Annotated in this window: 17 protein-coding genes; 7 read left to right on the top strand and 10 right to left on the bottom strand. The window is 32.1% G+C overall.

What is annotated here, in order from left to right:
- Complete coding sequence (locus tag FF125_RS15755) at positions 1-450, top strand: GNAT family N-acetyltransferase (protein ID WP_138950689.1); 450 nt, start codon at positions 1-3, stop codon at positions 448-450.
- 44 nt (positions 451-494) lie between these two features.
- Here FF125_RS15755 and xerD read toward each other — a convergent pair whose 3' ends face one another.
- Positions 495-1,391 carry a site-specific tyrosine recombinase XerD gene (xerD, locus tag FF125_RS15750; protein ID WP_138950687.1) on the bottom strand — a complete coding sequence of 299 codons (897 nt, stop codon included), beginning with the start codon at positions 1,389-1,391 and terminating at the stop codon, positions 495-497.
- Between the two features lie 56 nt (positions 1,392-1,447).
- On the opposite strand from xerD, the gene aroQ reads away from it, so the two are divergent.
- Positions 1,448-1,864 (top strand): type II 3-dehydroquinate dehydratase, encoded by a 417-nt coding sequence (aroQ, locus tag FF125_RS15745; RefSeq protein WP_138950685.1) that lies wholly within the window; start codon positions 1,448-1,450, stop codon positions 1,862-1,864.
- 106 nt (positions 1,865-1,970) lie between these two features.
- Here the strand turns inward: aroQ and pncA are convergent, their stop codons facing one another.
- Positions 1,971-2,585 (bottom strand): bifunctional nicotinamidase/pyrazinamidase, encoded by a 615-nt coding sequence (pncA, locus tag FF125_RS15740; RefSeq protein WP_138950684.1) that lies wholly within the window; start codon positions 2,583-2,585, stop codon positions 1,971-1,973.
- Between the two features lie 13 nt (positions 2,586-2,598).
- Positions 2,599-4,002, bottom strand: coding sequence for a nicotinate phosphoribosyltransferase (locus tag FF125_RS15735; protein WP_138950682.1), 1,404 nt, complete (start codon positions 4,000-4,002; stop codon positions 2,599-2,601).
- Positions 4,003-4,239: 237 nt separating this feature from the next.
- Between FF125_RS15735 and ffh the strand changes: the two genes are divergently transcribed.
- Both ffh and FF125_RS15725 read left to right on the top strand, forming a co-directional pair.
- The gene (gene ffh, locus FF125_RS15730) at positions 4,240-5,568 is read left to right on the top strand and encodes a signal recognition particle protein (RefSeq protein WP_138950681.1); all 1,329 of its coding nucleotides are present in this window, start codon (positions 4,240-4,242) and stop codon (positions 5,566-5,568) included.
- Positions 5,569-5,641: 73 nt separating this feature from the next.
- Positions 5,642-6,517 (top strand): bifunctional 5,10-methylenetetrahydrofolate dehydrogenase/5,10-methenyltetrahydrofolate cyclohydrolase, encoded by an 876-nt coding sequence (locus FF125_RS15725; protein WP_138950679.1) that lies wholly within the window; start codon positions 5,642-5,644, stop codon positions 6,515-6,517.
- A 3-nt stretch (positions 6,518-6,520) separates the two neighbouring features.
- On the opposite strand, the gene FF125_RS15720 is transcribed toward FF125_RS15725, so the two are convergent.
- The 6 genes from FF125_RS15720 to FF125_RS15695 form a co-directional block, all read right to left on the bottom strand.
- Complete coding sequence (locus FF125_RS15720) at positions 6,521-6,979, bottom strand: YybH family protein (RefSeq protein ID WP_138950677.1); 459 nt, start codon at positions 6,977-6,979, stop codon at positions 6,521-6,523.
- Between the two features lie 190 nt (positions 6,980-7,169).
- Complete coding sequence (locus tag FF125_RS15715; RefSeq protein WP_138950676.1) at positions 7,170-7,592, bottom strand: VOC family protein; 423 nt, start codon at positions 7,590-7,592, stop codon at positions 7,170-7,172.
- Positions 7,593-7,605: 13 nt separating this feature from the next.
- Positions 7,606-7,968: a cupin domain-containing protein gene (locus FF125_RS15710; RefSeq protein WP_138950675.1), complete on the bottom strand. Its 363-nt coding sequence runs from the start codon at positions 7,966-7,968 to the stop codon at positions 7,606-7,608.
- A 27-nt stretch (positions 7,969-7,995) separates the two neighbouring features.
- Entirely contained in the window at positions 7,996-8,292 is a 297-nt protein-coding gene (locus FF125_RS15705; protein WP_138950673.1) for a chaperone modulator CbpM, read from the bottom strand.
- A 2-nt stretch (positions 8,293-8,294) separates the two neighbouring features.
- Positions 8,295-9,188 (bottom strand): DnaJ C-terminal domain-containing protein, encoded by an 894-nt coding sequence (locus FF125_RS15700; RefSeq protein WP_138950672.1) that lies wholly within the window; start codon positions 9,186-9,188, stop codon positions 8,295-8,297.
- Between the two features lie 12 nt (positions 9,189-9,200).
- Positions 9,201-9,566: an arsenate reductase family protein gene (locus FF125_RS15695; protein WP_138950670.1), complete on the bottom strand. Its 366-nt coding sequence runs from the start codon at positions 9,564-9,566 to the stop codon at positions 9,201-9,203.
- A 119-nt stretch (positions 9,567-9,685) separates the two neighbouring features.
- On the opposite strand from FF125_RS15695, the gene FF125_RS15690 reads away from it, so the two are divergent.
- The gene (locus tag FF125_RS15690; protein WP_138950668.1) at positions 9,686-11,044 is read left to right on the top strand and encodes an MBL fold metallo-hydrolase RNA specificity domain-containing protein; all 1,359 of its coding nucleotides are present in this window, start codon (positions 9,686-9,688) and stop codon (positions 11,042-11,044) included.
- Positions 11,045-11,059: 15 nt separating this feature from the next.
- On the opposite strand, the gene bla is transcribed toward FF125_RS15690, so the two are convergent.
- Entirely contained in the window at positions 11,060-11,797 is a 738-nt protein-coding gene (bla, locus tag FF125_RS15685; protein WP_138950667.1) for a subclass B1 metallo-beta-lactamase, read from the bottom strand.
- A gap of 77 nt (positions 11,798-11,874) precedes the next feature.
- On the opposite strand from bla, the gene argS reads away from it, so the two are divergent.
- Positions 11,875-13,659, top strand: coding sequence for an arginine--tRNA ligase (gene argS / locus FF125_RS15680; protein WP_138950665.1), 1,785 nt, complete (start codon positions 11,875-11,877; stop codon positions 13,657-13,659).
- A 12-nt stretch (positions 13,660-13,671) separates the two neighbouring features.
- Positions 13,672-14,475 (top strand): HAD family hydrolase, encoded by an 804-nt coding sequence (locus FF125_RS15675; RefSeq protein ID WP_138950663.1) that lies wholly within the window; start codon positions 13,672-13,674, stop codon positions 14,473-14,475.
- Positions 14,476-14,508: the final 33 nt, after the last annotated feature.

Below are 14,508 nucleotides of genomic sequence, written 5' to 3'. Positions count from 1 at the left end.
GTGGTAAAACTGATAAGAACAAATTCTGCAAACAAAGATTTTATTGAATTGGTTAAATTACTCGATGCTGATTTAGCCATAAGAGATGGTGAAGATCACGATTTTTACAATCAATTTAATAAATTGGATAGTATAAATCATGTCGTAGTTTTATACGAAAATGAAATTCCAATAGGCTGTGGTGCGGTTAAAGAGTTTGAATCAAGTACTATGGAAGTTAAACGCATGTTTACATTACATGAAGCTAGAGGTAAGGGAGTAGCTAGTAAAGTGCTTAATGAATTAGAAAAATGGACAGCGGAATTGTTTTATACACGACTTGTATTAGAAACCGGATTACAACAACCTGAAGCTATTGCATTATATGAAAAATGTGGTTATAATAAAATAACCAATTACGGACAGTATGCAGGTGTTGAGAATAGCGTTTGTTTTGAGAAAGTGATATAAAACCTACTCTTTTAATCCGTTTAGTTACACCGTATGCTGCCAACTTATTTCCTCGGATGATATTTTTCTACGACCGCCTTTAAAAAAGACTTATCCACATGCATGTAAATTTCTGTGGTAGTAATGCTTTCATGACCTAACATTTGCTGAATAGAGCGAAGGTCAGCCCCATTTTCTAACAAATGCGTAGCAAAAGAATGTCTAAATGTATGTGGACTTACCGTTTTACCAAGTTCGGCTTTTAGAGCCAACTCTTTAATGATCATAAATACCATATTCCGTGAGAGTTGCTTTCCTCTTCTGTTTAAAAACAGAGTATCTTCAAACCCTTTTTTTACGTTAATATGAACCCTTATTTGTTTTATGTAAATAGCAATAAACTTTTGAGTTTCTATATTTATAGGAACAAAACGCTCTTTATCTCCTTTACCAGTAACTTTTATAAAACCTTCAGGAAAAAATAAGTCTGATATTTGTAAGGTAATTAATTCCGTAACTCGTAAGCCACAGCTGTATAAAGTCTCTAGCATAGCTCTGTTACGTTCACCTTCTGGTGTGCTAAGGTCAATTTGACTTATGATTAAGTCAATCTCTTCAATAGCTAGAGTATCTGGTAATTTTCTGCCTATTTTAGGTGTTTCTAGAATTGCAGTGGGATTGTCTTTTCTATAATTTTCAAAAATTAAATAATCAAAAAAACTGCGTAGACCCGAAATTATTCGCGATTGACTTCTCGCATTTACTTCTTTAGATATATGATAAATAAATTGTTGAATGGTTTCGTCGGTAATATTTTTAGGGGAAATTTTAATCTCATTTTCTTCTAAAAAAAGAATTAATTTTTCAACATCTCTCGTGTAACTTTGAACTGAATTAGCAGATAGGCCACGTTCAATTTTAAGATATAATTGATAATCATGTAAAGCGTTTTGCCAAGTCATGCTGAGATGATAGTTTTTTTATATATTGCAATATTAAATTAAAAAAATCGAAACGAGTGAAAATAATCATTATCAACGGACCAAATTTAAACTTATTAGGTAAACGTGAGCCAACTATTTACGGTAATGCCTCTTTTGAGGAATATTTTAATAGTTTAAAAAAGCAATATCCTAACATTCAACTTGAATATTTTCAATCGAATATTGAAGGTGAACTTATTGATAAAATGCATGAAGTTGGTTTTGATTATCATGGTGTCATCTTAAATGCTGCTGCTTATACACATACCTCTGTGGGTATTGGTGATGCTGTAAAAGCTATTGAAACCCCTGTGGTAGAAGTGCATATATCCAATGTTTATGCTCGTGAAGAGTTTAGACAGCATTCTTATATTTCTCCTAATGCGGCTGGAGTTATAGTGGGGTTTGGATTAAAAGGATATCAGTTAGCGTTAGAAAGTTTTATAAAATAGTGAGTTCTTCCGTTTGAGCAATTGTATGATACAATTGAAAAACGTGGATTTTACAATGAGAGTTCTTTTAAGCTAATGCATTATATTAAAAAAAGTAATATATAGCTTATGTATTGATAAGCTCTTTAACACCTATAAATAGCACTCCTTTTTTGCGTAATTCAATTTGTTGCTGGTGATAAACATCATTATCTAATGGTTGTACGGCTTCATTGATTACAATACACTTAAATCCTTCATTTAGAGCATCAATTATAGAGAAGTAGACACATATATCTGCAGCCAATCCACAAAAATAAATTTCACGAACTCCTTTATCCTTTAAATACCCAGTTAATCCAGTAGATTTTAAATGGGCGTTATCATAAAAAGCACTATAACTATCAATTTCGACAGAAGTTCCTTTTCTGAAAATAGCTTCAATAGCTTGATCATTAAGTTTTGGATGCAAGGCAGCACCTGGTGTATTTTGCACACAATGTGTAGGCCATAATGTTTGTGATAGTCCATCAATGGTAATAATGTCAAACTCTTTTTTACCTGAGTGGTTATTAGCAAAACTAATATGGTTCTTTGGATGCCAATCTTGCGTTGCTACCACCAAATCAAAATGCGATTGCACTAGATTGATGAGCGGTAAAATGGAATCGCCATCAGGTACAGGTAAATTACCATTAGGCATAAAATCTGGCTGAACATCAATTAAAAGTAGTGCTTGCATATATTTAAACGGGTTAAATTTTACGTGATTTGATCAGTGCTTCTTGCTCTTTTTTGAGTGCTGTACTTATTCCAATTTTGTATTGATGTGGATTGTAAAAACGTTTGTATTCTAATGGTAATTGAGCAAAACGTTCTCGACTATATTCTGCAATTTCTGAAAGCGTACGTAGTTTAATTTTAATTTCTCCTTCGCCCATTACTTCTTTTAGCAACGGTTCTTGTTTTAAACTATCAATGTCCATTTGCTTAAATGGGTCAAAAGGATGATGCATCGTTGTAACATGATTCTCGGTTTTCAAACTAATAACGTCCGCCCCAATCCATATGCCCTCCTCAGATGTTACACGGTAAACTTGCTTTGCGTGTGGTAATGTTATTTTTTCTAAATTTTCTGAAATTTTAATTCTTGGTTTTCCATTAGAAAAAGCAAGTTTATATACACCATCTAGAGCTCCATTTGGTTTGCCAATGACCAAGTTAGTACCTACGCCATAGATATCAATGGGTGCATTTTGTTCTTGCAAACTTTTTATTACATATTCATCTAATTGATTTGACGCAGCTATTTTTACATAGTGTAGTCCGGCTGCATCTAGAAGCTTTCTGCTTTCTTTGGCAAAATAAGCTAAATCTCCACTGTCCAAACGAATAGCAAATAATTTTTCACCACGTGCTTCCATTTCTTTGGCTACGATAATGGCGTTAGGTATACCACTTTTTAAAGTATTATACGTGTCTACTAAAAGGACACATTTTTTTGGAAGTTGTATTGCGAAATCTCTAAAAGATTCGAGCTCATTATCATAACTTTGCACAAAGGAATGAGCCATGGTTCCAGAAATAGGGATATTAAAATCTTCTCCAGCAATAACATTACTAGTGCCATCAAAACCACCAATAAAGGCAGCACGAGAAGCATAATAACCACCTGGTCCTTGTGCACGCCTTAGTCCAAAATCTAATAAAGAGCGATTACCTGCAATAAATCGCATACGACGAGCTTTAGTAGCAATTAAGCTTTGAAAATTAAGTAAATTTAGAACTATTGTTTCAATGAGTTGAGCTTCAATAAGAGTGCCTTCTACACGGAGCGTCGGTCGGTTTGGAAAAATCACATCACCTTCCATAACAGAAAATATTTTTCCATGAAAGCGAAATTTTTCTAAATAATCTAAAAAATCGTCAGGAAAATTCTGAGTTTTTAAAAACGAGATATCTTCCTTGCTAAATTGTAAATTTTTTAGTTTTTGTAATAAATCTTCAAGACCAGCAAAAATAGTATAGCCTCCTTCAAAAGGGTTTTTTCTAAAGTAATAATCAAACACAGCTGTTTGCTCATGTTTATTATTTTTAAAATAGGCTTGTGCCATCCTGAGTTGGTACAAATCGGTATAAGTAGCAGAAATTTTGAACACGTCTTGTTTTTAAACAAAGATAAGTATTAGTCTTTAAGTATGATCTTAATTAATTATACTTTTTTATGAAAAATAGACTAAACTAAGGGGCTATGTGAGGTAATAAGTAGTTTAAAAGCCTTAAAAATAGTGACAAAATTTAAAAAAGAATGCTGTTTTTTTAAATCGCACACATTCGTTTATATTTTTAACTTCTAATCATTATCTTTGCACGATACAAAAAAATGCAGAACGCCAATGTTTTCAAATTTAAGTGATAAATTAGATAAAGCTATTCATGTCTTAAAAGGACATGGACAAATAACAGAAATAAATGTTGCAGAAACATTAAAGGAGGTCCGTAGGGCTTTGTTAGATGCCGATGTTAATTATAAAATAGCTAAAGAATTTACCTCTCGTGTAAAAGAAAAAGCCTTAGGTCAAAACGTGTTAACCACGTTAAATCCAGGTCAGTTACTTGTTAAAATAGTTAAAGATGAGTTGACAGAACTCATGGGCGGAGAAACGGTTGGAATTAATTTAAAAGGTACTCCTACTGTAATTTTAATGTCCGGTTTACAAGGTTCTGGTAAAACTACTTTTTCTGGTAAATTGGCTAATTATCTAAAGACCAAAAAATCAAAAGAAGTTTTATTAGTAGGTTGTGATGTTTACAGACCTGCGGCAATAAATCAATTAAAGGTTGTTGGCGAGCAAATTGGTGTTGAGGTTTATGCAGAAGAAGGTAATCAGAATCCTGTTGAGATTTCTGAAAATGCCATAAAGTATGCTAAAGCCAACAGTAAGAATGTTGTTATTATAGATACTGCTGGTCGTTTGGCTGTTGATGAAACGATGATGACCGAGATCTCAAATATTCATAAAGCTGTAAATCCACAAGAAACATTGTTTGTGGTAGATTCTATGACAGGGCAAGATGCTGTAAATACGGCAAAAGCCTTTAATGATGTCTTGAATTTTGAAGGAGTTATCTTAACGAAGTTAGATGGTGATACCAGAGGTGGTGCTGCTTTATCTATAAAATCTGTTGTTGATAAACCGATAAAGTTTATTGGTACAGGTGAAAAAATGGAAGCCATTGATGTTTTTCATCCAGATAGGATGGCAGAACGTATTTTGGGGATGGGTGATGTAGTTTCTTTAGTAGAAAGAGCTCAAGAGCAATATGACGAAGAAGAAGCTAGAAAAATACAGAAGAAAATAGCTAAAAACCAATTCGGATTTGATGATTTCTTAAAACAAATTCAGCAAATCAAGAAAATGGGTAACATGAAAGATTTGGTGGGTATGATTCCCGGTGTTGGTAAGGCTATGAAAGATATAGATATCGATGATGATGCTTTTAAAGGAATTGAAGCTATTATACATTCAATGACACCTTTAGAAAGAAGTACACCAACGGCAATCAATGCAAGTAGAAAGAAACGTATTGCAAAAGGTTCGGGAACCTCTGTTCAGGAAGTGAATCAACTTATGAAGCAATTTGATCAAATGAGTAAAATGATGAAAATGATGCAAGGTGGTGGTGGCAAAAAAATGATGCAAATGATGAAGGGGATGAAATAAAACGAGAGCTGAGACTTGAGTAATTTAACTTGAGACTCAACTAAAATTAATATTAATATCTCATATTTTTATAATGATAATTCTTGACGGTAAAAAAACATCAGCTGATTTAAAATCTGAAATTGCTGAATCAGTAAAACTAATAAAATCACAAGGAAAAAAAACACCGCATCTTGCTGCCGTGTTAGTAGGTACCGACGGAGCAAGTATGACCTATGTTGGGGCAAAAGTTAAGGCCTGTGAATTGGTAGGTTTCGAGTCTACATTAATAGATTTACCAGAAGAAACTACTGAAGAGAAATTATTGCAAGAAATTGAAAATCTCAACAATAATGATAGTATTGATGGTTTTATAGTTCAATTACCATTACCAAAACATATTGATGAACAAAAAGTATTAATGGCGGTAAACCCTGATAAAGATGTTGATGGGTTTCACCCCACTAATGTTGGGAAAATGACCTTAGATTTACCTTCTTTTTTACCTGCTACGCCTTATGGCATTTTAGAGCTTCTTGAAAGATATGAAGTTGAAACATCTGGCAAACATGTTGTTGTTATTGGTAGAAGTCATATTGTTGGTAGGCCAATGAGTATCTTAATGAGTCAAAAACGTAAAGCAGGTAATGCTACTGTAACCGTCGCTCACAGTCGTACAAAAAATCTAAAGGAATTAACATTACAAGCTGATATTATTGTTGCCGCTTTAGGAATTGCAGAATTTCTTACTGGTGATATGGTAAAAGACGATGTGGTTGTTATTGATGTAGGTATTACAAGAGTTGATGATGCTACAAAAAAACGAGGTTATAAATTAGCTGGTGATGTGCATTTTGAAAGTGTAAGCAAAAAAGCGAGTTTTATAACTCCTGTTCCTGGAGGTGTTGGACCAATGACTATTGCAATGCTTTTGAAAAATACATTGTTAGCTTGCGAAAATAAGGAGTAAGCTTTATTCGATTGAATTCCAGATGTCTAGATATATTTTCCAGTCTTCATTTACTTTTTTCCAAACAATAACATATTTGCCTTTAAACGCGGAAGTAGTGTTGTTTTTGTTGTTTTTGGAAGTTCCTTCGAAGTATCCATAATCATATGCATAATTGTCAATTACGTTAATTTCTTTTGGAGTAACTTTATGTGATTCTATTTTTATGTGTTTGGGTAGCGTCCACCGTTTTTTTATGGCTTCATATCCCTCAATTATATCCGAATTCTCAGGGAAAATTTTACCATCTTCACTATAAATAGAAGTTAATTTTTCAATATCACCATCGATATAAGCCTTCGAAAATTCTTTAGTATTTTTTAAAATAACACTAACATCTTCACCCTTACCGACATACTCTTGTGCGTTAACAGAAATTGTTAATAGTAAAAACACTAAAAAAGCATTAACTCTAGATGGCATAGTGACTTTAAACTTAATTGAGTATTGAAAGTAGCGTAATAAGAACAGCAACAATAACTTTAACAAGAATCATGATGTATGAATTTTTGTTAAAATTACGAATTCTGTTATTGTTAAAGTATCATTATTAAAATAATTAGTAAATATTTAACCTTTATTTTAACATAATTTTCATCAAAATATTTTTAAGCTATTTAGCGAAAAGTTGATTCACATCTTTAAAAGCTTTAAATTCTAATGCATTTCCTGCTGGGTCTAAAAAAAACATAGTGGCTTGTTCTCCTATTTCACCTTCAAAACGGATGTAAGGTTCAATTATAAATTCCACATTTTTAGACTTTAATTTACTTGAAAAATCTTGAAAAGTATCCCATTCTAATACCACACCATAATGTGGCACAGGTACACTTTTTCCATCAACAGCATTCGTATGGGCTTTTTCTTCAGATTTTGGCTTAAAATGGATTACTAACTGATGACCGAAAAAATTGAAATCGACCCAGTGGTCACTACTCCTGCCTTCTTCACATTCTAAAACGGTATTGTAAAATTTTCTGCACTCGGCTAAGTTATGAACGGGAATTGCAATGTGGAATGGCTGTACTTTTGTCATCGTTTTTATTATTTTAAGATTCTCTATTTACGGCGTCAATTGAAAATGCGGGCAAGCAAATTGCGATATATTCACATGCTTCATTAAACGGATTTGAATACTGAACTCTTGCATTCTTTTTTATTTTAATGGATTGTCCCGTTTCTAAAACTATTTTTTCACCTTCAATAATAAATTGTTTTTTACCTTTAATAATATATGTGTATTCATCAAATTCAGGAGACTGAAAAGGTTCAGACCAGCCTGGGGGAGCTATCATATGAGCAATACTTACATCTGAATTGCCATCGGTTGCTAAGCCAAAATGTTCTTCAATTACTTTTCCATCATCAGTAGGAACGACAAAGGGTGATTTCTGAATTTGGTAATTTTTCATTTTTTTCATTTTTTGTAAAAATAAGAGTTATTCCTCTTCGTATAAACTTAACCTATTGTTAAGTGATATAATTTCTGTTTGTAAATTTTCAACACGTTTTAAAAGTTTATCTACAACATCTAATCCTTCCATATTAATATCTAGGTCAAAATGTAAACGTATCAATTTTTCAATAGTTCTAATGTGATTTTTAGCTACACATTGTGTCTTTTCTATTTTAACAATTTCAACCAATTCATATTCACTTAATGTGTCTAAGAAAGATGATGGTACATTATAATGAAGACAAAATTGCTGTATTGATATATAATTATCTGTGTCCATAATTACTGTAATTTTTTAAGTTCTTGAAATAATTCTTTCTCTTTTATGGAAAGATTTTTAGGCATCTCAACGGTATAGGTAATATACAGATTACCATATTCTCCTTCTTTTTTGTATTTAGGAAAACCTTTACCACTCAATTTTACTTTGGTACCATTTTGTGTTTCTGGCTTCACTTTCAATTTCACCTTACCATCAAAGGTGTCTACGGTAATATCACCACCTAAAATAGCTGTATAAATATCAATAGAAGCATCGGTATAAAGATGCTCATGATCTCGTTTAAACTTGGTGTTATTAATTATAGAAAAGGTAATAAACAAGTCACCATTTGGACCGCCATTAACGCCTTTACTACCATGTCCTTTAATTTTAATTACCTGTCCGTTTTCTATACCTGCTGGAATTGTAATTCTTATATTCTTACCGTTTACGGTTAATGTACGCTTATGTGTTGTGTAAACATCTTTAAGATTCAGTTGTAATTCTGCATTAAAATCTTGTCCTCTAAACTTAACACCAGCACTACTTCGTTGACCGGAACTTCTACCGCCGAACATCGATTCAAAAAAATCTGAAAAATCATGTTCTGAAGAACTACCGGAGTAGGTACGTTGCCCTGAATTTCCTTGGTATTGATTTTGTTGTTTTGCCTTTTCGAACTGATCAGCATGCTGCCAGTCTTTACCATACTCATCGTATTTTTTTCTGTTTTCAGGATTACTTAAGACCTCATTGGCCTCGTTAATTTCTTTGAATTTTTTTTCAGATTCTTTATTATTTGGATTTAAATCTGGATGATATTTTCTGGCTAATTTTCTATAGGCTTTTTTGATATCCTTTTCTGATGCTGTTTTTGATATTTCTAATATTTTATAGTAATCTATAAATGCCATTTATTTAGATTTTTAAATTTTAATAATATCTGTTGGTGTCTCCACTAAAATAGTAATTTCTCCTCTCAAGGCAATGGGTTGTTTCATTATTTCAGGATTGTTTTGTATCATCTTTATCCAATCATCAGTAGAGAAGTTATGATGTTCAAATTGTTTAGCATAAGCAGGATGTTCTTGATTGACCAAATCTTTTAATTCCAAATTTAATTTATCAGCTAATTCAACAAGTTGTGTACCTGTTAATTTGGTTTTTAACATGTCTATTTCATGTATTGGCAATCCTTCTGATTTAGCATAAGCTAATGTTTGCTTTGCCCTTACTGAATTTGAATTATAATACAGTGTAATTTGTCTGTTTGGTGTTGCTATTTCGCCCATCTATTTATAATATATAACTATTGATTTATAAAAGTAGGAAAAAAGAGATAGAATAGTACTGATTAATATCATTTTAAATTGTAAAGCTTAAGCTTAATATTACATATAAATTAAAATATATGAAACTTACTTTTTTTGGAGGAGCTGGTACGGTAACAGGTTCTAAAATATTATTAGAAGTTAATTATAAAAAAATATTAATTGATTGTGGCTTATTCCAAGGGCTTAAAGAATTACGCTTAAAAAATAGAGAACCACTCCCAATAAACCTCAGCGATTTAGATGTTGTGTTATTAACTCATGCTCATTTAGATCATTGTGGTTATTTACCTGTATTGGTGAAAAATGGTTATCAAGGTAAAATTTATTGTACAGAAGCGACTAGAGATTTAACCGAAATTATATTACTTGATAGTGGTAAAATTCAAAAAGAAGAAGCCGAAAGAGCTAATAGATATGGTTATACGAAGCATAAACCTGCTGAGCCTTTATACGATGTAGATGATGCTAAAGAGACTCTTGCTCATTTTAAAACTTTTGAAGAAAATGTATGGCACGCTATTGACGAAGAAATTAGATTTAAGTTTATAAATAGCGGTCATATTTTAGGAAGTGTTTTTATTGTTTTAGAAGTTAAAAGTAAAATATTTGTTTTTTCGGGAGATATTGGTAGAAAGGAACCTATACTTTTACATCCTTATTCATACATTCAGAAAGCTGATTATTTGGTAATAGAATCAACTTATGGTAATAGAATTCATGAAAATGTTTCTATTGAAGATGAATTGTTAAGAACAATTAAACATACCTATACAAAAAGAGGGATATTAATTATTCCAACTTTTTCAGTAGAAAGAGCTCAAGAAATTATTTATATTTTAAGTGTTTTAAAACGCAAAAATTTATTGCCCAACATTCCTATTTATTTAGACAGTCCAATGGGAGTAAACGCAACGGCGGTTTATTTTAAACATACAAAAAATCATATGTTAACCACGGCAGATATTAATAGTATGATAGCAACAGTAGAATTGATCAGTAATATTGATGCCTCAAAAGCTATAGTAAATGATGATAACCCAAAGATAGTTTTGGCAGGTAGTGGAATGATTACAGGTGGGCGAGTACTTCATTATTTGGATAAATATATTAGTGATAAAAAAAACAGTGTGCTAATTGTTGGTTTCCAGGCAGAAGGTACTAGAGGTAGGGCTTTGTTGGAAGGAGATAGAGAAATAAAATTTTTTGGTAAATATCATAAAATTCAAGCGGAAGTCTTTAAGATTAATGCATTTTCTGGCCATGCAGATCAGAGTGAATTATTAGATTGGTTAACTCATTTTACCAGTCCACCAACGCTTACATTTATCAATCATGGAGAGCCACATCAAAGTCAAGCGTTAAAAACTAAAATAAAAACGGATTTAGGATGGAATTGTACTGTGGCCAAAATGAATAAAGAGTATTACCTAAGTTAAGAGAGTACCTTATAGTTATTCTTTATTGAATAATTCTACTGTGTAGGATAATAATGCTGTTCCTCCAGCTTTACCATGTCCTGGAATGACGTGTTCTATGGTTGGTAATTCCTTTATGATTTTTGAAACGGTAGTTGACCAATCTGCAGTATTAGCATCCTCCAAATTTCCTTTTTTTGCTCCAATTGATTTTATCAAACAACCTCCAAAAAGGACTTTTTCACTGGGTATGTAGCTTACAATATTGTCTTTAGTATGTCCTTCTCCATAATATGAATTTCTTATGGTTTTACCATTTAGTACTAAGTTTTTTTGAAGGTCTAAAGTGACTTGAGGTAATTCTACACTTTTATCTTTTATCATTGCTATGGTTTTTTCAGAGGCATATGATTCTATATTGTTTTTGTGAAATTCCTTTAATCCGCCAAGGCAATCTTTATGAAAATGAGTTACCACCACACCTTTAATGTCCACCTTTTTATTATTCTGAAGCCAATTGATTAGTTCTATTGAAGTAGCATTATCCGTAGGCGTATCAAAGACCATTGCTTCACCTTCTTTAATAAACAGCATACCATTACAGGCTACCTTCCCAAAATCTTGAGTTTGTAAATAAGAGATGTGAATAAATGTATTTTCTGTTACTTGTTGTATCACAAGGTTTTCAGATTTGTATATTTCTTTTTCGGTTTGCGTTTGACATGAAACTAAAATTAAAAATAAAAGTATACTTGTTAGGTGTTTAATTTTCATTTTGGTGTATTAATAAGCTTTAAAAATAGTAAATCCTTTATGAATTCATTAATTTTGCCCCCTAATTTTTTATTTTGATGAATATTCAAGAAACCATAAACAAAGCGATTAGAGCTGGATTGCAAGAGATTTATAATGTTGACATTGAAAATGTTGAATTTCAAGCTACTCGAAAAGATTTTGAAGGAGATATAACTGTAGTGGTTTTTCCGTTTTTAAAAGTAATTAAAGGCAACCCTGTTGAAATAGGTACAAAGTTAGGTACGTATCTTACTGAAAATGTTACTGAAATAACAAAATTCAATGTGGTAAAAGGTTTTTTAAATCTAGTATTGAGTGATGCTTATTTTATTGAAAACTTTGAGACGAGCTATCAAATAGATAATTTTGGAATTAAAGAACCTGAGTCAGGTCAGAAATCGGTTATGGTAGAATATTCTTCACCAAACACTAATAAACCTTTGCATTTAGGTCATATTCGAAATAATTTATTGGGTTATTCAGTTGCTGAAATAATAAAGGCATCTGGTAAAAAAGTATATAAAACACAGATAATTAATGATCGTGGTATTCATATTTGTAAAAGCATGTTGGCTTGGCAAAAATGGGGAAATGGAGAGACGCCAGAAAGTACAAGCCTAAAAGGTGATAAGTTGGTAGGTAATTATTATGTGAAATTTGATCAAGAATACAAAAAGGAGATTCTCGATTTAGTCTCTAAAGGATATGCTGAAGATGATGCTAAAAAACAAGCTCCATTACTTTTAGAAGCTCAAGAAATGCTTCAAAAATGGGAAGCCAATGATAAAGCGGTGGTTGATTTATGGAAGGAAATGAACCAATGGGTTTATGATGGGTTTGAACAAACTTACAAAGCTCTTGGTGTAGATTTTGATAAAAATTATTATGAAAGTGATACCTATTTATTAGGGAAAGATATTGTATCAGAAGGCTTAGAAAAAGGTGTCTTTTATAAAAAGGATGATGGGTCTGTTTGGATAGATTTAACAGACGATGGTCTAGATGAGAAAATAGTATTACGCTCTGATGGTACAGCGGTGTATATGACACAAGATATAGGTACGGCTATACAACGTATTAAAGATTACCCAGATGTTGGAGGATTGGTTTATACGGTAGGTAACGAGCAAGATTACCATTTTAAAGTACTCTTTTTGATACTTAAAAAACTAGGGTTCGATTGGGCAAAAAACTTATACCATTTAAGTTATGGTATGGTTGATTTACCTTCTGGGAAAATGAAATCTCGTGAAGGAACTGTAGTTGATGCTGATGATTTATTATTGGATATGACAAATACCGCCAGAGAAATTTCTGAAGATCTAGGGAAACTAGAAGGGTATACGGATGGAGAAAAAGCAAGCTTATTTAAAACCATAGGCTTGGGAGCTTTAAAATACCATATTCTAAAAGTTGATCCTAAAAAGCGAATCCTTTTTGACCCCAAAGAATCTATAGATTTTCAAGGAAATACAGGGCCTTTTATTCAATATACCTATGCAAGAATACAATCTATATTACGAAAAGCAGATTTTGACTATGCTTTAGTGTCAAACGGAAACGAAACAGTTTTAGAAGATAAAGAAAAATCAGTTTTAAAGCAATTGGCTTTATTTCCAGAAGTTGTGCAACAAGCCGCTGAAAATTATAGTCCTGCTGTTATTGCAAATTATACGTACGACTTGGTTAAAGAATACAATTCTTTCTATCAAAGCATTCCCATTTTAGCTGCCGAAGACGAGCAAGAAAAAATATTTAGAGTACAGTTATCCAAAAAAACAAGTGAAGTTATAAAGAGTGCATTTGATATGTTAGGAATTGAGGTGCCTGAGAGAATGTAGTAAAATAATTATATGAATATACAACTAATTTGTTCTGATATTGACGGAACGCTTTTAAACAAAGATAGAGAACTCTCAATTGCAACAATTGAGCAGATAAAAAGATTATCTCATATTCCTTTTATATTAATTTCTTCTAGAATGCCTAAAGCAATGACGCATTTGCAAGATCAATTGGGAATTGAAAATTTAGCTCTAATAGCATATAATGGTGGTTTGGTTTTAGAAAATGAAACGGTTGTAGATTCTACCGAAATATCTACTAGCATTATCGACAAATTGCATAAAACAATTTTGAACACGGAATTGCACTTTAGCTTATATCATGCCAATGAATGGTATGTACCCGAGTTGGACTATTGGGCAAAAAGAGAAGCGAATAATACAAAGGTTGATCCTGAAATTCAGGCTATTGACGTAACTATTGCGAACTGGAAAAAGGAAGACAAAGGAGCTCATAAAATCATGATAATGGGCGATGCAGAAGATATTGATCGTGTAGTTGAAATAATAAAAGACCAATTTGATTCAGAAATTATTGGGTATCGATCAAAAGATACCTATTTAGAAATTGCTCCAAAATCCATTTCTAAAAAGACAGCCATCGAGGTTTTATTAAATAGTCATTATCCAAAATTAGCATTAGAAAATGTGGTGGCTTTTGGTGATAATTATAATGATATTGAAATGCTAAAAGCTGTTGGTGTTGGTGTCGCTGTTTCTAATGCTATAGATGAGGTACTCGCTATAAGTAATACAATTACAGACACCAATAAGAACGATGGTGTGGCAAAATTTCTTCGAGACTTTTTATAGATTTTTTGAGGGATTAAAATTCAGCGTAGAGTG

The organism is Aureibaculum algae (assembly GCF_006065315.1).
Taxonomy (GTDB): domain Bacteria; phylum Bacteroidota; class Bacteroidia; order Flavobacteriales; family Flavobacteriaceae; genus Aureibaculum; species Aureibaculum algae.
This window is presented reverse-complemented; position numbering and strand designations above follow the sequence as displayed.